This is a genomic window from Streptosporangium sp. NPDC000509 (genome assembly GCF_042898365.1).
GTDB lineage: Bacteria > Actinomycetota > Actinomycetes > Streptosporangiales > Streptosporangiaceae > Streptosporangium.
Genome location: NZ_JBIAYX010000026.1, coordinates 104825 through 123591, shown reverse-complemented (window position 1 = coordinate 123591; position 18767 = coordinate 104825). Strand labels below are relative to the sequence as shown.

The window sequence follows — 18767 nt, the reverse complement described above, 5'->3', positions numbered from 1 at the left end:
ACTTCTCCGTGGTAGACCGCCTCGGCCAGTGCCTCCCGGGTGGGGAAGTGGCGGTAGAGCGTGCCGGTGCCCACGCCGGCCAGCTGGGCGAAGTCATCGAAGCGCAGGTCGAAGAAGTCGCCGGCGTCGAAGATCTCCCGGGCCTTGGCGATCAGGGCCTCGCGGTTGCGCCGGGCGTCGGCGCGCAGTGGTTTGGCGGTGGTCATGTGTTCTCTCGCGTTGACAAGTGGAGATGACCTCCATATCTTCGAAGAAGTGGAGATTGCCTCCAAATCAATCGTACCCCACGAGGTGCAGCGTGAAGATCCTGATGTTCGGCCGAGGCGTGATCGCCACCATCTACGGCTGGGCCCTGGAACGGGCCGGTCACGACGTCGAGTTCTACGTCCGGCCCGGACGCGCGGCGGTGTACGGGGAGGCGATAGACCTCGACCTGCTCGACGCACGACGGCGGCCGTGGGGGCGGCGTGTCGTCGAGAGGTGGCCGGTGCGTTTGCGCGAGACGCTGGAGCCGGACCACGACTTCGACCTGATCGTGCTCAGCGTGTCGCACCACCGCCTCGCGGAGGCGGCGGCCTTCTTGACCCCGCGCGTCGGCCGGGCCACGGTGCTGGTCTTCGGCAACGTCTGGACCGAGCCGCCGGCCGCGATCGGCGGCCTCCCCTGCGATCAGGTCGCCTGGGGCTTTCCCGGCTCCGGCGGCGGCTTCGGCGCGGACGGCGTGCTCCGCGGGGCGCTGCTGCCGTCGGTCGTCTTCGGCACCCTCGGCCGGTCCCCGACCGACCGGGAGCGGGCCGTACGCCAGGCGTTTCGCGAGGCCGGACTCCGGCTCAAGGAGCGGCCTGACTTCCGCGGCTGGCTGTGGATCCATTTCGCGTCGGGTGCCGGCCTGCTCTCACAGGGCCTGCGGCTGGGGTCCATGTCCAAGCTGGCCGGGGCAAGGGGCGACCTGCGCGAAGGGCTGCTGGCCGGACGGGAGCTTCTGCCGCTCCTCCAGGCGCGCGGTGTCGACCTGCGACGTCACCGGGGCGGTGTGCTGCTGTTCCGTATGCCCACCTGGCTGACGGCCCCCGTGCTCGCCTGGCTGACCGCTCATGTCGCGCTCGCGCGCGTGAGTTTCGCGGCGTACTCCGATCCCGACGCCGAGGAGCCGCGTGAGGTCTGCCGGGACACCCTGGCGGAAGCACGACGGTTGGGCATCTCGGTACCGCGATTGGAAGCGGCGGAACCGCACTTCGCCCGCGAGGGGACGGGGCGAGTCTGAATCCACCGATATTTGTCGGTCCCGGTGGTCCATTGCGGCTCCTTGGTCCTCCGCATCCCAGAGCCGAACCCGGTCGCACCGGTCGACCAACCGCCGTTCACATGCGGCTTTTCGTTGTCCAGCCTCTATCGCCTGTCCGTGACGTCGTGGAAGGAAAAGTCATGACCACCGCAGAGAAGCACGAGTTCCCCATGGCCCGTACGTGCCCGTTCGCGCCGCCGCCGGCGTACGAGGAGATCCGCGAAGGAGAGCCGGTCTCGCGGGTTCGTCTGCCCGACGGCGGGTGGGCCTGGGTGGTCAGCCGCCACGAGGACGTGCGAACCGTGTTGAACGACCGGCGGTTCAGCGCCGACCGGCAGCATCCGGATTTCCCGGCACTGGTCAAGGGCGAGGCGGCGTCCCGGCGGCCGGACGAGGAGCGCTTCCTGATCTCGATGGACGCGCCCGAGCACGGACCGGCGCGCAAGGCCGTACTCGGCGAGTTCACGGTGCGTAGGTTGGAGGCGCTGCGGCCGCGGATCCAGGAGATCGTCGACGGGCAGATCGACGCGCTGCTTGCCGGGCCGCGGCCCGGTGACCTGGTGGACTCGCTGTCGCTGCCGGTCCCGTCACTGGTGATCTGCGAGATGCTGGGCGTGCCCTACGCCGACCATGAGTTCTTCCAGGAGCACACGGTGAAGGTGATCAAGCAGTCGACGCCGCCCGAGGAGCGGGGGGCGGCCATGATGGCCATCCAGGGCTACATGACCGACCTCATCGCGCAGAAGGAGGAGAACCCGCCGGACGACCTGCTCGGGCGGCAGATCGTCAAGCTGCGCGCGGACGGCACCTACCGGCGGACGGCACTGGCCCGCATGGGCTTGCTGCTGCTCGTGGCAGGCCACGAGACGACGGCGAACATGATCTCGCTGTCGACCGTGGCGTTCCTGCGTGACCCGGAGCAGCTCGCGATGATCAAGGCCGACCCGGGCAAAACGCTCAACGCGGTCGAGGAGATGCTGCGGTACTTCACGATCATCGATGTGGCGACGGCCCGGCTGTGCGTCGAGGACATCGAGGTCGGCGGGCAGCTGATCCGCGCCGGCGAAGGATTGCTGGCGCTCGGGTATTCGGCCAACCGAGACCCGCGGGCGTTCGAGAACCCGGACGAGCTCGACATCGAGCGCGGCGCGCGCCACCACGTTGCGTTCGGATTCGGGCCGCACCAGTGTCTGGGCCAGAACTTGGCTCGGATGGAGCTGCAGATCGTGTTCGACACGCTGTTCCGCCGCGTCCCCACGCTGGAGCTGGCGATGGATGTCGACGAGCTGCCGTTCAAGGACGACGCGAACATCTATGGCCTGTACCAGCTCCCGGTGACCTGGTAGCGGACGAACCGCCATCCCCATCTCAGGAGGAGAGGGCCATGAAAATCATCGCGGACACCGACAGGTGCGTCGGTGCCGGACAGTGCGTGCTCACTGAGCCCGCACTGTTCGACCAGAGCGAGGACGACGCCACAATCATCGTGCTGAACGAGACACCGGAGGGCGAGCTGGTCGAGAAGGCCCGCGAAGCGGTGCACCTGTGCCCTGGCCAGGCACTCTCCCTGGAGGAGTGAGGCAATCCGTGGATGGCCGTACAGCCTGAAAGGATCACGCTGATCGGTGTGGGACGCCGAACGGCGCGTCCGCGTCACCGCCGCCGGCGTGCGCCGTGGCCGCCGAGCCCAGCAGTGGCGCGGTCGCGACGGCACCGGCCACCACGGCGGCGCCCCGCAACAGCGAACGCCGGTCCCGTGCTCCGTTGTCAGCCACAACCTTCTCCTTTTCGTGGTCACCTTCGACGCGACGTTCCGATCGGCGGACGGAACGTCGCGTCCACTGTCGACCGGTCATGCGCCCGTCTCGTCCTCGCCGCGTCATGGTCGTGTCACGGCCCTGCCGACGGTCGCCGTCGTCGACGAACGGTGACGTGCGGCGGGCAACGCGGGCACATTCGGCGCCGATCGTGGTGCGTCATGAACGAGCCACGCATGATCCCGCCTCGGCCCCGTGACCGGCTGTACGCCGTGGTCACGCTGGTGCTCGCCGTGCTCCTGTTGCCCGCGGCGTTCGTCCGCGACCCCGGCCGCGCCCGCGAACTCGCCTGCCGCTGGGCGTTGCGGATGCGATTCCCCGCCGAGGACCTCACCGGGCTCACCGAGGGTGCTCTGGCGGCGTTCACCGCGGCGCGCACCCGGGCGCTCTGGCGTCACGGCCGGCTCATCGGCCTCACCTCGGGATACCGCGATCCCCATGTGCAGCAACGGATGTTCGACGAGGAGGTGCGCCGCGCGGGCTCCCCGGCGCTGGCGCGCATGCTCGTGCTGCCACCGGCGGAGTCCGGCCACGTCAGGGGCGTCGCGTTGGACGTGCGCCCCCACGAGGGCGCGCGCTGGCTGGAGGAACACGGCGCCCGCTACGACCTTTACCGAATTTACGACAACGAGTGGTGGCACTTCGAGTACCGCCCGGACAGCGGCGGCAGGCCGCCACGGCGACTGCCCCACCCCGGCGTGGGTTACGCCGGCGAGCGCACGGACCGGCTGTAGTCCGATCCTGGTCAGCGCATGGAGGGCGATTCGGGGAAGTCGAACCGGTCGGTCCGGCGGGCACGGACCCCGATGGTCAGCGGGGGACGGCCGGCTCGCCCCGCATCGGGACCCAAGGCCGCCGGCCGTGACACGACCATGACATGGCGCTGACGAGGCGGGGACACGGTCGCCCGACAGTGGATGGGGCCCGCTCTCCAGGGGGGAGCCGGCTCTCTCCGTACCGTCGAGGAAGGCTGATCGATCGTGACCGAACGCGTACGCGTGGCCGTGCTGGCCGGTGGGCCGTCCGCCGAGCACGAGGTGTCGCTGCAGTCGGCGCAGGCCGTGCTCAACGCTCTGCCGAGGGATCTGTACGAGCCCGTCGCGGTCATCATCGACCGGAGGGGCAGGTGGCCGGTGGAGTTGCGACGCGGCCTGGTGGACGTGGTCTTCCCCGCGCTGCACGGGCCGTTCGGCGAGGACGGCGTCGTGCAGGGTCACCTGGAGACGTTGGGCATCCCGTACGTGGGCTGCGGTGTCATGGCCTCCGCCGTGGCCATGAACAAGGTCGCGATGCGGCGCGCGTTCCTGGCAGAGGACATTCCGGTCACGCCGCATGTGTGGTTCACCGAGCACGAATGGGTCACCGCCACCGACCACTGGGAGCTGGTGAAGTCGCTCGACTGGCCGATGTACGTCAAACCGGCCGGCATGGGCTCCTCCATCGGCATCTCACGTGTCACCTCCATGGAGGAGCTGCGCGCGGGCGTGGATCTGGCGCTCGCCTACGGTCGGGTGGTCGTCGTCGAGCAGGGCGTGAACGCGCGTGAGGTCGTCTGCGGCGTGCTCGGTGGCCATGACACTCCGGACGCCTCGGTGCCCGGCGAGCTCATCGTTCCCGGCGACTGGCTCGACTACGAGGCCAAATACCTCAGTCAGGCCGAGATCGTCACCATCCCCGCGGTGCTGCCGGACCGGGTGGTCGGTGAGGTGCGGGAACTGGCCCTGCGTGCCTTCCGGGCGATCGGCGGCTACGGCCTGTCCCGTGTCGACTTCCTCTACGAGGAGGACACGGGACGCCTGTACGTACTGGAGATCAACACCATGCCCGGCTTCACGTCACGTTCCGTCTACTCCAGGGCGTGGGCCGCGAGCGGTGTCCCGTACCCGGATCTGCTGCGCCGCCTCATCGACCTCGCGTTCGCGAGGAGCGGCTCATGATCCCCATGACGCTGCACGAGATCGCGCGGGTCGTCGGCGCGAGCCTGCACGACGTGCGCGACCCGCAGGCACCGGTGACGGCGCCCTCCGCGGTCGACTCCCGCGAGGTGGTGCCCGGCGGCCTGTTCGTCGCGACGGCCGGCGCCCGCGTCGACGGTCACGACCACGCGGCCGCCGCCGTCGCGGGCGGCGCCGTCGCCGTGCTGGCCTCAAGACCCGTCGGCGTGCCCGCCCTCGTGGTCGAGGACGTCCAGCTCGCGATCGGCCTGCTGGCCAGGCACCTGCTCGAACGCATCGGCCCGACCGTGATCGGTATCACCGGCTCCGTGGGCAAGACCACGACCAAGGACCTGCTGGCCCAGGTGCTCGAACGGCACGCCGCGACGGTCGCCACCGACAGGTCGTTCAACAACGAGCTCGGGCTGCCGCTCACCGTGCTGCGTGCCGATGCCGCCACCCGATACCTGGTGCTGGAGATGGGGGCGGGCCGCAAGGGCGACCTGAGGTATCTCACCGGGATCGCACCGCCCCGCGTCGGGCTGGTGCTCAATGTCGGCAGCGCGCATGTGGAGCGCATGGGAGCCGGGCCGGCCGACGTGGCCGAGGCCAAGGGCGAGCTGGTCGAGGCACTCCCGGCGGACGGGGTCGCCCTGCTCAACGCCGACGACCCGTACGTCATGGGCATGGCCGGCCGTACCAGGGCCCAGGTCCTGCTGTACGGCGGGTCGGCACAGGCGCGGGTCCGAGCCGAGAACGTGCGGATGGCCGACCGTGCGCGAACCGCGTTCGAGCTGGTCACGCCCTCAGGACGCGCCCCGGTCGAGCTCGGCCTCATCGGCGAGCACCAGGTGGGCAACGCCCTGGCGGCCGCCGCCGTCGCCACCGTACTCGGCCTGGGCGTCGCCGAGATCGCCGACGGGCTGAACGCCGCACGGCGGCGCTCCGCGGGCCGGTTGGAGATCGTCGAACGACCTGACGGCGTCACCGTCGTCGACGACGCCTACAACGCCAGCCCCGAATCCATGCGGGCCGGGCTGCGGGCGGTGAAGGCCCTGGCCGGCACCCGCCGTACCGTCGCCGTGCTCGGTGCGATGGGGCAGCAGGCCGGCGCCTCCCGTACCCGGCACGCGGAGATCGGCCGGCTCGTCGCCGACCTCCGCTTCGACGTGCTGATCGCGGTCGGACCGGGGGATCCGCTCGCGATCGCGGAGGCGGCGGAGTCCTCGAAACAGGGCGTGGCCGTCCACACCGCCCAGGGCGTGACCGAGGCACTCGGACTGGCCGGCGCGCTTCTCGAACCGGGAGACGTGGTGTTCGTCAAGGCCTCCAGCGAGATCGGGCTCGGTGTCTGTGCCCGTGCGCTGGCCGGAGCCTGACCGCCGGCGCGTCGCCGAGGAGACGAGCGGATCAAGTCCACGCCGACGCACCGCCTGGCCGGTGGCGGCACCAGTCATCGAAACGGAGTTCCATGCGTACGATCGGTCTCATCGGCGGGTTGAGCTGGGAATCGACGGTGATCTACTACCAGATCATCAACCAGCGGGTCCGCGAGCGGCTCGGCGGCAGCCATTCGGCCAACAGCCTCATCTGGTCGGTCGACTACACGACCGTCGAGGACCTCGTCTTCGCCGACCGCTGGGACGAGGTGAGCGCGCTGCTCGCCGAGGCCGGCGGGAAGCTGGAGGATCTCGGCGCCGAGGTCCTGCTCGTCTGCAGCAACACCTTCAGCCGGGTGAGCGACGACGTGGCGCGGGCCGCGAGCGTGCCCGTGCTGCACATCGCCGACGCCGTGGGCGCGGAGGCCCGGGCGAGGGGGATGCGCAAGGTCGGGCTACTGGGCACTCGCTTCACCACGGAGCAGCCCTTCTACCGGGAGCGGCTGGCCGTCCACGGCCTCGACGTGGTCGTCCCGCGACGCGAGCAGCGGGAAACGGTCCACCGCGTGATCTTCGACGAGCTGGTGCGCGGGGTGCTCAGGGAATCCTCCAGGGACGCGTACGCCCGGATCATCGCCGATCTGGCGGCCGAAGGAGCCGAAGGCGTCGTCCTCGGCTGCACGGAGATCGAGCTGCTGATCACCGAGAAGGACACCGCCGTCCCGCTGTTGCCGAGCGCCCGGCTGCACGCGGAGGCGGCGGCCGGCTTCGCGCTCGCCGAGTGACGCACCCTCGGTCGCGTCCCCGCACAGCGCGTTGACGCCGTACGACCCCCGGTGCCGCAGTCCGGCGCGGACACGTTCGACGCCGAGGACGGGTCCCCACCGTCACCCCGGAGGGTTCCGGGGAGCGAAGGTGATCGTCGTGGTCGGTGCGACACGTCCGCTCGGCGGGTCACCGGCCGGAATGACGTCGCTGGGCTGCACGCCGCAGCCGGATACGGCGACGAGCGATATGAGGCCCACGGCGAGCACGCGGCGGACGGATCCTGTCCTCATTCGGGGCCTCCGTCCGGATCGGCTGCCCGGCGCGGCAGGCGCAGCGTGAACACGGCACCTCCGTCCGGGGCGTTGGTGACGGTGAGGTCACCGCGGTGCAGGCGGGCGTTCTCCCGGGCGATGGCCAGGCCCAGGCCGCTGCCCTCGGACCTGGCTCTGGCCGCGCTGGCCTTGTAGAACCGGTCGAACACGTGCGGCAGCACCGCCTCGTCCACCCCCGGCCCGTGGTCGCGGACCTCAAGAACGATCCGGTGCGGGTCGGCGTGAAGCCGTACCGACACCGGTGGCTCGCCGTGCCGCAGGGCGTTGCCGACCAGGTTCGCGAGGATGACGTCCACCCGGCGCGGGTCCAGCCGCGCCGTCACCCCGGGGGGAACCTCGGTGCGCACCCGCTCCGACCAGCCCCGCACGCGCAAGGTCGCGTCCACCAGTTCGGCCACGTCGACCTCGTTCGGCGCGAGGGCCGCGACGCCGGAGTCGAACCTGCTGATCTCGATGAGGTCGTTCACCAGAGCGGTGAGGTTGAGCGTCTCCTGGCCGACCAGCCTGGCGGCCCTGTCGGCGGGTTCGGGCAGCCGGGCCGCCTCCTCCTCCAGGACGTCGGCGACCGCGGTGAGCGCGGCGAGCGGGGTGCGCAGCTCGTGGGACACGTCGGCCACGAACCTGCGGGCGTCGGCCTCCATCTCGCGCAGCTGCCCGACGAGCCGTTCCAGCTCCGCGGCGGTGTTGTTGAACGTGCGCGCCACGTCGGCCAGCTCGTCGGAGCCGCGCACCGCGATCCTGGTCCGCATCTCACCCTCGCCCAGCAGGCGCGCCGCCCGGCCGAGCTCGCGCACCGGGCCCAGCACGCCACGGGCGGCGAGCAACGCCAGGACGACCGCGAACGCGAGGGCCGCCCCGCCGATCAGCCGGGCGATGGCGGCGAGCTCGTCGATGCTGCGCTGTTCGGGAAGCAGGCTGCGCGCGATGTAGACCTCGATACCGGACACCCGCGTCGTCCGGTCCTCCTCGATGATCAGCAACGGTATGCCGATGATCAGGGTGGGCTCGCCCCGTCGCACCACCCTCTGCCACGCGGTACGGCCACCGGCCACCACCCGCCGCAACTCCGGTGAGGCCACCCCGAAATCCAGGGCCGGGGCCTCCTCACCCGGCCTGTCGCCTCCCAGCGGCGGCGAGGACGGAGGGAGCGGCGAGTGCGCCTCGCGGTAGACGGCGACCGCGAAGCTGTCGCGGTCGGTCGCGGCCTCGGCGATCTCGCCGAGCTCGTCCGGGCCGGGCGTCGCGCTCCGCAACGGGTAGAGCGCCCGCAGGCGGTCGGTCATCGCCTGCACCGCGGCATCCTGGGTCCTCTCCAGGATGGCGTTGCGTGCCTGGACGTAGATCCCACCGGCCACCGCCGCCGCGGTGACCACGCACAGCAGCGCGAAGGAGAACAACAGCCGGGCGCGCAGCCCCAGGCTCGGCCGAGGTGTCACCGGCGGATCACACCGGCCCGAACCGGTACCCGAACCCACGTACCGTCTGCACGTAGACGGGGGTCGCCGAGTCGTCCTCGATCTTCGCGCGCAACCGCTGCACGCACGCGTCCACCAGGCGCGAGTCGCCGAAATACCCGTGCTCCCACACCGACTCCAGCAGTTGCTGGCGGCTGTGCACCCGGCCGGGAGTGCCGGAGAGTTCGAGCAGCAGGCGCAGTTCGGTCGGGGCGAGGTCCACCGGCACGCCGCGTTTGGCGACCACGATCCCGGCCCGATCGATGGTCAGCTCCCCGTGTCGCTCCAGCTCCGCCTGGTCCCGGCCTACCCGCCGCAGCACGGCGCCGATGCGTGCCTCAAGCACCCTGGGCTGCACCGGCTTGACCACGTAGTCGTCGGCGCCCGCCTCCAACCCGGCCACCACGTCCATGTCGTCGCCGCGCGCGGTCAGCATGATGATCGGTGTCTGACCGGCGGCCCGGATACGGCGGCAGACCTCGAACCCGTCCATGCCGGGCAACATCAGATCGAGCACGACGACGTCGGGAAGATCCGTACGCAGCCGCTCCAGCCCCTGCTCGCCGGACTCCGCCGCGCGCACCCGGTATCCGTGCCGGGTCAGGGCCAGCTCAAGACCCTCCCGTACGGCCGGGTCGTCCTCGATCAACAGCACTCGCGACACGCCGCCGAGTCTCACCGCACGCCCCCGTAACTCGTCCGCCGGTCAACCACGTCCAGTGTCGTCCGGCTGTGTCCCCGCCTCGTCTTCGCCATGTCATGGTCGTGTCACGGTCTTGCCGACGGTCGCCGTCGCCGAACAAGCGGTGATATGCGGCAGGTGAGGCGCGTTCGGCGCCAATCGTAGTTCGTCACGAACGAGCCACGTACGATCCCACCTCGGCCCTGTGACCGACTGTGACCGGCGCGGCCCGGCTACGTCGACCGCCCAAGCGCCAACGAGCGGCGCCTGGGCGAGGGGGCATCTGTCAGGCCAAGGGGGAGGTCACCGTGAAGGAGGCGTCGGAGGCGAAGACCGAGGTGGACGCTTTCAGGTCCAGCCGCATCTCGTAGTTGTAGTGGCGCAGATAGCGGCCCGGCAGGTTGTACGACTCGAACGAGGTCGTACCGCCGCCGGCCAGCCCCGCCCTGCCGCAGAACGTGGCGTCACCCTTGAAGATCGCCGTGCCGTCGTCACGCTGCAGGGTGAGCCGCATGTTGTAGTGCCGCAGGTAGTAGCCCGGCAGATTCACCGCCTGGAAGGAGTAGCAGCCGTTGTTGGCCAAACCGGCGGTCACGGTGAATGTGGCGTCCCGGCGGTCGGCGAGCGCGCTGGAGGCGCTCAGCGGATCGATACGGGCAAGATTGTCGCGGTGGCGCAGATAGCGGTCGGGGAAGTTGGCCGAGCGCAGTGAGCGGTTACCCGTCGGCACCGCGGTCGTGTCACCGGCGTCCTCGCGCAGCACGGTGAAGTGCCTGGCGGCGCCGGACAGGCCGGGCAGTTCGACCTTGGCGGAGAAGGTGGACAGGTCGGAGCTGTCGGCGTAGTAGTAGCGGCCGCCCGTGTAGTTGTCGAAATAGATCCGCCACCTGCCGTCGGGCAGTCGGGTCAGCGCGGGCCCTTCCAGCCCCGAACCCCAGCCCGCCCAGTTCCCTACGCCGGTGAACTGCCAGGGGCCGGTGAGCGAGGTGGCGGTGGCGTGCTCGATGTACTTCGTCGTCTCGTTCTTGAGGAAGTTGTGGTAGGTGGAGCCGACCTTGACCACGAAGCTGTCGATGTAGTTCGCCGGGATGCCCAACGCCGCCGGGGCGCTCCAGGACGACAGGTCGGCGTTGGTGGCGGTGATCCGATACGGCCTGAACTGTCCCGCCGTGCCGGTCGTCGAGGCCGAGAAGATCACGTGAACGCTGCCGTCGGAGTCCTTGAACCACTCCGGCGCCCAGGTGCTGCCGGTGGCACCGTTCAGCCCGACGGTCACGTTGCGAAGGAACGTCCAGCTCACGGAGTCGGCGCTACGAGCGAAGCCGATGGTGTCGCCGGTCCAGTTCGTCGTGTAGACGAGGTAGTAGTAGCCGTCGGTGTGCCGCAACACGCTGGGATCCCTGATCAGCCCCGACGGTGGCGTGTAGGCATTGGCCCGCACGAGGGAGAAGGTGGAGGCGTTGGGGGAGTCGTAGACGTACATGTTCGATTCACTGCTGTTGGTGAAGGCCGTCATCAGGTAATGGGGGACCGGACCTGCGGCGTGGGCCGCCACCGGTGTCAGGACAACGGCCATGACGACGGTGAACAACGCGGCCAAAGCTCTGTGATACCTACGCATTCCGGCACCTCCACGATGTTAGCGATAACATTTCACGGCGAGCGTACGGAGACGGTGATTCGAGCGTTGGCGCATTCTTAGCCCGGCGAAGGGACCCCAGTCAACGGACGGTACGCGGTTCGTTGTGGCGTGTGCCGAGGTCTCGATCCGGAGAGACGCGCACGGTCTGTTGATCCAACCCGGGCGGGCGGCAGGTAGAGCCGACGGCCCCGAAAGTTTCAGGGAACGCAGGGTAGTACTCAAGTGTTCACCGTTTCGCGAGGCTTCGAACGAACGCGTTCACAGGGGCACAAAATCGTTGGACAACGCCTACCGCAACGGTGATCGTTGGCGGCATGCGACAAGAGGAGATCTGGGACGTCGACGCCGCCCAGCGCTACGACACGCCGGGTAGCGGTATGTTCGCGCCCGAGATCCTGGGGCCGACCGTGGACCGCCTCGCCGAGCTCGCGGGGGACGGGCGGGCGCTTGAGTTCGCCATCGGGACCGGTCGCGTGGCCGTGCCGCTCGCCGAGCGAGGGGTGCCCGTCACCGGTATCGAGCTGTCACCTCCGATGATCGACCAACTGCGGACCAAGGTCGACGAGGCGACGATTCCGGTGATCGTCGGCGACATGGCGACCACCGCCGCCCCCGGCGAGTACGCGTTGGTCTACCTCGTCTTCAATACGATCTCCAACCTGCTCACCCAGGCCGAGCAGGTCGAGTGCTTTCGCAATGCGGCTCGCCACCTCACCCCCGGCGGCCGGTTCGTGATCGAGCTGTGGGTGCCTGAGCTGCGCAAGCTCCCACCGGGTCAGCAGGCCCTGGTCTGGCACAGCGAGCCGGGCTACATCGGTTTGGACACCTACGACACTCTGCGTCAGCACGTCGTATCGCACCACTTCAGGTTCGACGAGAGCAGGCAGGCCCAGCTGTATCGCAGCCCGCACCGCTACGTCTGGCCCGCCGAGCTCGACCTCATGGCCCAGCTGGCGGGGTTCGCACTGGAGAGCAGGCACGCCGACTGGGCCGGAGCCGAATTCACCGCCGAGTCGCGTTCCCACGTGTCCGTCTACCGCATTCCGCCGGACCGCTGAGAGCGCCACCGTCAGAGTCAAGGTCGCTGCTCAGGTCTCGTGCCGCTCCAAGAGCGGAAGGGAGAAAATAGGGCATGACGCGATACGTGGCGCTGCTGCGCGCGGTGAACCTCGGCAGCCACAAGAAGATCTCCATGTCCGACCTGCGCGCGGTGTGCGCGGAGCTGGGACACACCGACATCCAGACCTATCTGCAGAGCGGCAACGTCGTCTTCACCGCCGACGAGCCGGAGGCGGAGAAGGTCGCGGCGCGGCTTGAGGAGCGGCTCGCCGACGGGCTCGGGCTGACCACGAAGATCATCCTACGGACCGCCGACGAGTTGAGGGCGGTCGTCGAGGCGAGCCCGACGAAGGCCGACGATCCGACCAGATACTCGGTGTGGTTCCTGCTCGACCCCCTGTCGGCGGACTGGCTCGACGGCTTCGACGCCGGGAGGTTCGCGCCCGAGGAGATGTGGACGGCGAGCCGTGAGATCTACCTGAGCCTGCCGAACGGTACCGGCCGCGCGAAGCTCCCGGTCGCGCTCGAACGACGTCTGAAGACCCCGGCCACCATGCGCAACTGGAGAACCGTCACCAATCTCGTGGAACTGGCCGGAGGTTGAGCCGGTGAGGGGGCCGGTCCGCGACGAGGACCGCCCCCTCACCGAGAGCGCCGCCCGCGCGGGCCCCCGTTCCCGCGCGAGCCCCCCTACGCGGCGCCGTCAGGGGATCCTGGACAGGTCGATCACATATCTGCCTTCCGCGGTGAGGTACGTCATCATCCGCCCGGCCCGGTCGGCGACCGGGACCTCGCCCTGCGTGCCGTCGCTCCCGGTGCCGAGGGTCGCCAGCTTTCCGGTCTTCAGGTCGTAGAGGCCGAGCCCGGGGGAGTCGCTTCGGAGGTTGCGCACGTAGAAGCGGCTCTGGCCGGGGGGCTCCGGGATCTGGAACCCGGTCGGCACCTCCTGCTGCGTCGAGCCGTCACGCGACCGGGTGAACGCTCTGGCGCCGCCGGATGTCGTCGAGACGCAGGACTGGACGCCGCAGGCGAGCAGTTGCTGTCCCTGCCGGGCAGGGGCCGCGTCGTCGGTCTGCCCGGTCTCCAGGTTGACCAGGTGGGTGAACGGCGCCCCGTCCTGCGGGCTCCACGTGCCCGGCGAGCCCGCCCACGGCCAGGACAGCAGATGCAGCCCGGTTCCGCGGTCGAGCGGTGTCACCCGGCCCCCGTCCACGGGAACGCTGAACACCCCGCCCTTCCGCACGGAGAACACGATCGCGCCCTTCGCCACGGCGAGGCCGTCGATCGTGTCGCCTCCGGTCCTGTGCTCGGCCACCTGCCTGGCCTCGCCGCCGGTCAGCGGTACGGCCCAGAGACGCACGGAGGTCTTCGTCGAGGTCGACCACGCCACCGTGCCCTCGCCCAGGCCGATGTTCGCGGCGTTCCCCGCGGCCTTCCCCGGCCCGCGCATGTCCGTGATCTTTCGTAGATCCCCTCCGGTCAGGTCGTAGAGGTAGAGAATCTCGGGCCGCATGGCCTCGGAGAGCGCCTCGACCAGCAGGTGCTGGTCGTCGGTCAGCGCGACTGGGCGCAGCCGCCTGCCCTCGGGATCCTTGGCGGGTATCTTCCACACCGCCTGCGGCCACACCTTCTCGACGGGTTCGGTGATGGTGTCGATCTCCACGAACGGTGTTCCCGACGGGCGGTCGGCCACGGTCACCGCCCTTCCGTCGTCGCCTCCCTGCAGGGCTACGGTCATCCCCCCGGCGACCGCCACGATGGTCGCCGCCGCGAGCAGGGTCTGGGACCTGCTCCTGCGCCGCCGGTGGCCGGTCTCCAGCCGTTCCGCCGCCGAGGCGGCCAGTCGTGGCGCTCGTTCGGCCATGCGGCCCAGGGACCTGCTCAACCGCTCCTCGATGTCGGTCATCGCCGCTCCCCGTGCTCCGACATGACGTTCTCCTCCGTGTGCTCGCCCGCCGCGGAACGGAGCTTGCCGAGCGCCCGCGACGCCTGGCTCCGCACGGTTCCGCGGGAGATCTTCAGGGCCGTCGCGATCTCCTCGTCGCTCAGCCCCTCGTAGTAGCGCAACACCAGCACCACCCGCTGTTTGCGGGGCAACCCGGCCAGCGCCTCCTCCAGCGCCCGCTCGTCCTCGCCGGGCGGCGTGTCGTGGTACCCGTGCTCCGGTGGGTCCCAGGCGAGCAGTTCGCGCCGCCGTAGTCGCCAGGTCGCCGTGTGGAGTCTGGCCATGGTGGTACGCACGTAACTTTCCGGATTGTCCTTGGCGCGCAGTCTCGGCCAGGCGGCGCGTAACTTCAGCAGGGCCTCCTGCACCAGGTCGGCCGCGTCGTGCGGGTTCCCGGCCAGAACGTATCCGTAACGCAACAGCGCGTCACCGCGCTCGGCGACGAACCCGGCGAACCGGGGATCTGCTTCCAACTGCCCTCGCCTTTCGTCGTCCCTGTCACCTCTCAGATGGATTCGCCAGGTGAACTGTTGCATCGTCCGCGGAAAGGCACGGAAGTCTCTCCTAGCGGGGATCGGTCGTTGGAGGGTCTGTCCATGCCGACCAGCCTCGGAAAGTACTTGACGATCTGGAAAGTAGAAAGTACTTTCCAGATAGGAAAGAGCGAAGGAGTGGGCATGGAAATCTCCCCGGAAGAGGCTGCGCGGACGCTGGACCAGGTTCGCGAGACGCAGCGCAGGGCCCTGCGTGCCGCGCCGCCGATGTTCCCCGCCTGGTACCCCGTGGCGGTCTGGGTCTTCGTCACCGGAATACAGTTCGTCACCGAGGTCCCGCCCGCCTGGTGGATCTGGATCGCGGTGCCGGCCCTGTCGGCCGGTCTCGCCGTCGCCGTCCTCAAGTTCGTGAGAGACGTCAGGAGCGCGAACCTGCGCCCGCACCCCTCCCTGATGGACCCGTGGGCATGGGTCGGCTTCGTCGGCTGGCTGGTCGCCACCGGTGTCGGGTCCGCCCTGCTGGCGTTGTGGTTCACGGAGCTGGGTCTGGCCTACCCGCGTACGCTTATGGGCGTGATCATGACTGTGGTCGCGGCGATCACCTCGCCTCTTCTGGCCCGCTGGATGTCCGGGCGGACCGTCCACCGGGCGGAGACGGTGACGCGATGACGCCGCGACTCGACCCGGCGATCCACGCGCCGACCCGGTTGGGGATCGTCTCGCTGCTGGCCGCCGCCGACGAGGCGGAGTTCGCCTTCGTCCGCGACAACCTGGGCGTCAGCGACTCGGTGCTGTCCAAACACGCGAGCGCCCTGGAGGCGGCCGGTTACGTGAAGATCCGCAAGGGGTACGTCGGCAAGCGCCCGAGGACATGGTTCAGCCTCACCCGCGAGGGGCGCGCCGCCTACACCGGCCACGTCGCCGCACTTCAGGCCATCGTCGCCCAGTCCGGCCTCTCGGTCCTCCCCGACTGAGCCTCTCGGTCCTCCCCGACTGAGACGGAACAACCAGGACGAAACTCCTGCCAGGCCGTTCCGGGCGGCCGGAGTCGCCGCTCGGAGCCGGTTCTCGGGTCCTCGGGGAACCCGGATCGTCTCCTCGCCTGACGGGGCTCTAAATTTGCATCGTTCATTAACTTGAACTCTTCGTGTTTGTGGCGCTAGATTTGGTCCCATGACCGCACCTGGCACTCCGACCACCGCCGATGAGCTGCGCGGGGTGGGCCTGCGGGTGACGGCCGCGCGGGTGGCCCTGCTCGAGACCGTCCGGGACGGCAACCACCTCGGAGTCGAGGCGATCGCCTCCGGGGTGCGCGATCGGGTGGGCCACATCTCACTCCAGGCCGTGTACGAGGCCCTCCAGGCACTCACCGCGGCCGGGCTCTTACGCCGCATCGAGCCGGCCGGCAGTCCGGCCAGGTTCGAGGGGCGTGTCGGCGACAACCACCATCACATCGTGTGCAGGTCGTGCGGTGTCGTCGCCGACGTCGACTGCGTGGTCGGTGAGGCACCCTGCCTGACCGCGTCCGACGACCACGGCTTCTCGATCGACGAGGCCGAGGTCATCTTCTGGGGCCTGTGCCCCGGCTGTTCCACCCCTCGCGGCTCCTGAGCGCCGCGACTCCCTGAAACAGAAGATCCAGAAGGATTCCATGTCTGAGAACCACGATGCAATCGTCACGGACGCGAAGGCGGAGGGCGAAGGTGGCTGCCCGGTCGCGCACGAGCGCGCCCCGCACCCGACTCAGGGCGGCGGAAACCGCCAGTGGTGGTCGGAGCGGCTCAACCTGAAGATCCTCGCGAAGAACCCCGCGGTGGCCAACCCTCTCGGCGAGGAGTTCGACTACGCCGAGGCGTTCAAGTCCCTCGACCTCGCGGCCGTGAAGCGGGACATCGCGCAGGTGCTCACCACCTCGCAGGACTGGTGGCCGGCCGACTACGGTAACTACGGCCCGTTCATCATCCGGATGGCCTGGCACAGCGCGGGCACCTACCGGATCAGCGACGGCCGCGGCGGCGCCGGTGCCGGTCAGCAGCGTTTCGCCCCCCTCAACAGCTGGCCGGACAACGCCAACCTCGACAAGGCCCGCCGCCTGCTGTGGCCGGTCAAGAAGAAGTACGGCCAGGCGCTCTCGTGGGCCGACCTCCTGGTCCTGTCCGGCAACGTCGCCCTGGAGTCGATGGGCTTCGAGACCTTCGGTTTCGCCGGCGGTCGCGCGGACGTCTGGGAGCCCGAGGAGGACGTCTACTGGGGTCCGGAGACCACCTGGCTCGACGACCAGCGCTACACCGGTGACCGGGAGCTCGAAAGCCCCCTCGGCGCGGTCCAGATGGGTCTCATCTACGTCAACCCCGAGGGCCCGAACGGCAACCCGGACCCGCTCGCCTCGGCCCGCGACATCCGCGAGACGTTCCGCAGGATGGCGATGAACGACGAGGAGACGGTCGCCCTGATCGCGGGCGGTCACACCTTCGGCAAGACCCACGGCGCGGGCCCGGCCGACCACGTCGGCGCCGACCCGGAGGCCGCCTCGATCGAGGAGCAGGGCCTGGGCTGGAACAACACCTACGGCACCGGCAAGGGTGGCGACACGATCACCAGCGGTCTCGAGGGTGCGTGGACGAACACCCCGGTGACGTGGGACAACAGCTTCTTCGAGATCCTCTACGGCTACGAGTGGGAGCTGAGCAAGAGCCCCGCGGGCGCGCACCAGTGGAAGCCCAAGGACGGCGCCGGTGCCGGTACGGTCCCCGACGCCCACGACCCGTCGAAGAGCCACGCCCCGACGATGCTCACGACCGACCTCGCGCTGCGGGTGGACCCGGTCTACGACCAGATCTCGCGGCGCTTCCTGGAGAACCCCGCCGCGTTCGCGGACGCCTTCGCCCGGGCGTGGTTCAAGCTGACCCACCGCGACATGGGCCCGGTCGTGCGCTACCTCGGCCCGGAGGTCCCGTCCGAGACGCTGCTGTGGCAGGACCCCCTGCCCACCGCGACGTACCAGCCGATCGACGCCGATGACGTCGCCTTCCTCAAGAGCAAGATCCTCGCCTCCGGCCTGCCGGTCTCCCAGCTGGTGTCGGCCGCGTGGGCGTCGGCCTTCTCCTTCCGCGGCAGCGACAAGCGCGGCGGCGCCAACGGCGCACGCGTCCGCCTCGAGCCGCAGAAGGGGTGGGAGGTGAACGACCCCGACCAGCTGGCCACCGTGCTGCGCGCCCTGGAGGAGATCCAGGAGGCGTTCAACGCCGTGCGGAGCGGGGGCAAGCAGGTCTCGATCGCCGACCTGATCGTGCTCGCCGGCAGCGCCGCCGTCGAGCGGGCCGCCAAGGACGCGGGCTTCGACATCGAGGTCCCCTTCACGCCGGGCCGGGTGGACGCCTCGCAGGAGCAGACCGACGTGGAGTCGTTCGCCGCGCTCGAGCCGACCTCCGACGGGTTCCGCAACTACCTCGGCAAGGGCAACCGCTTGCCCGCCGAGTACCTTCTGATCGACCGGGCGAACCTGCTCACCCTGAGCGCCCCCGAGATGACGGTCCTCGTCGGTGGCCTGCGCGTCCTGGGCGCCAACCACGGGCAGTCCTCGCTCGGCGTCCTCACCACGACCCCCGGGGTTCTGACCAACGACTTCTTCGTCAACCTGCTCGACCTGGGCACGAGGTGGAAGGCGACGTCGGAGGACGAGAGCACGTTCGAGGGCCGCGACCTCGCCACGGGCGAGGTCAAGTGGACCGGCAGCCGCGCCGACCTCGTCTTCGGGTCGAACTCCGAGCTGCGCGCGCTCGCGGAGGTCTACGCGAGCGACGACGCGAAGGAGAAGTTCGTGAAGGACTTCGTCGCCGCGTGGGTCAAGGTGATGAACCTCGACCGGTTCGACCTCGCCTGAGTGAGTTGTTCGGCGCGTCCGGGCCGGCCCACGCCGGTCGGCCCGGACGCGCCTTTCACCTGCCGGACGCACGTCCGGCAGGATGTCACGGTC

Annotated in this window: 20 protein-coding genes; 13 read left to right on the top strand and 7 right to left on the bottom strand. The window is 69.8% G+C overall.

Going from position 1 to position 18767, the window contains the following annotated elements; all coding sequences use genetic code 11:
* Nucleotides 1–206, bottom strand: a 206-nt coding sequence (locus ACFY3D_RS35695; protein ID WP_389988189.1) for a TetR family transcriptional regulator, incomplete at its 3' end; no start/stop codon positions are given.
* A gap of 92 nt (nt 207–298) precedes the next feature.
* Between ACFY3D_RS35695 and ACFY3D_RS35690 the strand changes: the two genes are divergently transcribed.
* The 3 genes from ACFY3D_RS35690 (at nt 299) to ACFY3D_RS35680 (ending at nt 2864) form a co-directional block, all read left to right on the top strand.
* Nucleotides 299–1264, top strand: coding sequence for a ketopantoate reductase family protein (locus ACFY3D_RS35690; protein ID WP_389988186.1), 966 nt, complete (start codon nt 299–301; stop codon nt 1262–1264).
* A 161-nt stretch (nt 1265–1425) separates the two neighbouring features.
* Entirely contained in the window at nt 1426–2631 is a 1206-nt protein-coding gene (locus ACFY3D_RS35685) for a cytochrome P450 (protein ID WP_389988183.1), read from the top strand.
* 38 nt (nt 2632–2669) lie between these two features.
* Nucleotides 2670–2864 (top strand): ferredoxin, encoded by a 195-nt coding sequence (locus tag ACFY3D_RS35680; protein WP_362521142.1) that lies wholly within the window; start codon nt 2670–2672, stop codon nt 2862–2864.
* A 34-nt stretch (nt 2865–2898) separates the two neighbouring features.
* Here ACFY3D_RS35680 and ACFY3D_RS35675 read toward each other — a convergent pair whose 3' ends face one another.
* The gene (locus tag ACFY3D_RS35675) at nt 2899–3060 is read right to left on the bottom strand and encodes a hypothetical protein (protein WP_389988179.1); all 162 of its coding nucleotides are present in this window, start codon (nt 3058–3060) and stop codon (nt 2899–2901) included.
* Between the two features lie 203 nt (nt 3061–3263).
* Between ACFY3D_RS35675 and vanY-N the strand changes: the two genes are divergently transcribed.
* From vanY-N to ACFY3D_RS35655, 4 genes are all read left to right on the top strand, one after another.
* Nucleotides 3264–3836 carry a D,D-peptidase/D,D-carboxypeptidase VanY-N gene (gene vanY-N / locus ACFY3D_RS35670; RefSeq protein ID WP_389988177.1) on the top strand — a complete coding sequence of 191 codons (573 nt, stop codon included), beginning with the start codon at nt 3264–3266 and terminating at the stop codon, nt 3834–3836.
* Nucleotides 3837–4082: 246 nt separating this feature from the next.
* Nucleotides 4083–5039, top strand: a complete 957-nt coding sequence (locus ACFY3D_RS35665; RefSeq protein ID WP_389988174.1) for a D-alanine--D-alanine ligase family protein — start codon at nt 4083–4085, stop codon at nt 5037–5039.
* Entirely contained in the window at nt 5036–6415 is a 1380-nt protein-coding gene (gene murF / locus ACFY3D_RS35660) for a UDP-N-acetylmuramoyl-tripeptide--D-alanyl-D-alanine ligase (protein WP_389988171.1), read from the top strand. The genes ACFY3D_RS35665 and murF overlap by 4 nt, the downstream gene beginning before the upstream one ends.
* Nucleotides 6416–6507: 92 nt before the next feature.
* Nucleotides 6508–7200 (top strand): aspartate/glutamate racemase family protein, encoded by a 693-nt coding sequence (locus tag ACFY3D_RS35655; protein WP_389988168.1) that lies wholly within the window; start codon nt 6508–6510, stop codon nt 7198–7200.
* Between the two features lie 269 nt (nt 7201–7469).
* On the opposite strand, the gene ACFY3D_RS35650 is transcribed toward ACFY3D_RS35655, so the two are convergent.
* From ACFY3D_RS35650 to ACFY3D_RS35640, 3 genes are all read right to left on the bottom strand, one after another.
* Complete coding sequence (locus tag ACFY3D_RS35650) at nt 7470–8951, bottom strand: ATP-binding protein (RefSeq protein WP_389988165.1); 1482 nt, start codon at nt 8949–8951, stop codon at nt 7470–7472.
* Between the two features lie 7 nt (nt 8952–8958).
* Nucleotides 8959–9633: a response regulator transcription factor gene (locus ACFY3D_RS35645; RefSeq protein ID WP_350949441.1), complete on the bottom strand. Its 675-nt coding sequence runs from the start codon at nt 9631–9633 to the stop codon at nt 8959–8961.
* A gap of 304 nt (nt 9634–9937) precedes the next feature.
* Entirely contained in the window at nt 9938–11272 is a 1335-nt protein-coding gene (locus ACFY3D_RS35640) for a glycoside hydrolase family 43 protein (protein WP_389988162.1), read from the bottom strand.
* Nucleotides 11273–11607: 335 nt separating this feature from the next.
* Here ACFY3D_RS35640 and ACFY3D_RS35635 point away from each other — a divergent pair, with 335 nt between their 5' ends.
* Both ACFY3D_RS35635 and ACFY3D_RS35630 read left to right on the top strand, forming a co-directional pair.
* Nucleotides 11608–12351: a class I SAM-dependent DNA methyltransferase gene (locus ACFY3D_RS35635; protein WP_389988159.1), complete on the top strand. Its 744-nt coding sequence runs from the start codon at nt 11608–11610 to the stop codon at nt 12349–12351.
* Nucleotides 12352–12425: 74 nt separating this feature from the next.
* Nucleotides 12426–12956 (top strand): DUF1697 domain-containing protein, encoded by a 531-nt coding sequence (locus ACFY3D_RS35630; RefSeq protein WP_389988156.1) that lies wholly within the window; start codon nt 12426–12428, stop codon nt 12954–12956.
* Nucleotides 12957–13055: 99 nt separating this feature from the next.
* Here ACFY3D_RS35630 and ACFY3D_RS35625 read toward each other — a convergent pair whose 3' ends face one another.
* Together ACFY3D_RS35625 and ACFY3D_RS35620 are read right to left on the bottom strand one after the other, a co-directional pair.
* Complete coding sequence (locus ACFY3D_RS35625) at nt 13056–14258, bottom strand: TolB family protein (RefSeq protein ID WP_389988153.1); 1203 nt, start codon at nt 14256–14258, stop codon at nt 13056–13058.
* Entirely contained in the window at nt 14255–14770 is a 516-nt protein-coding gene (locus ACFY3D_RS35620; RefSeq protein ID WP_389988150.1) for a SigE family RNA polymerase sigma factor, read from the bottom strand. Before ACFY3D_RS35620 ends, ACFY3D_RS35625 begins: the two co-directional genes overlap by 4 nt.
* 204 nt (nt 14771–14974) lie before the next feature.
* Here ACFY3D_RS35620 and ACFY3D_RS35615 point away from each other — a divergent pair, with 204 nt between their 5' ends.
* The 4 genes from ACFY3D_RS35615 (at nt 14975) to katG (ending at nt 18674) form a co-directional block, all read left to right on the top strand.
* Nucleotides 14975–15460 (top strand): hypothetical protein, encoded by a 486-nt coding sequence (locus ACFY3D_RS35615; RefSeq protein WP_389988147.1) that lies wholly within the window; start codon nt 14975–14977, stop codon nt 15458–15460.
* Nucleotides 15457–15765, top strand: a complete 309-nt coding sequence (locus tag ACFY3D_RS35610; protein WP_389988144.1) for a winged helix-turn-helix domain-containing protein — start codon at nt 15457–15459, stop codon at nt 15763–15765. The genes ACFY3D_RS35615 and ACFY3D_RS35610 overlap by 4 nt, the downstream gene beginning before the upstream one ends.
* A 199-nt stretch (nt 15766–15964) precedes the next feature.
* Nucleotides 15965–16402: a Fur family transcriptional regulator gene (locus ACFY3D_RS35605; protein ID WP_350949426.1), complete on the top strand. Its 438-nt coding sequence runs from the start codon at nt 15965–15967 to the stop codon at nt 16400–16402.
* A gap of 40 nt (nt 16403–16442) precedes the next feature.
* The gene (katG, locus tag ACFY3D_RS35600) at nt 16443–18674 is read left to right on the top strand and encodes a catalase/peroxidase HPI (protein WP_389988141.1); all 2232 of its coding nucleotides are present in this window, start codon (nt 16443–16445) and stop codon (nt 18672–18674) included.
* Nucleotides 18675–18767: the final 93 nt, after the last annotated feature.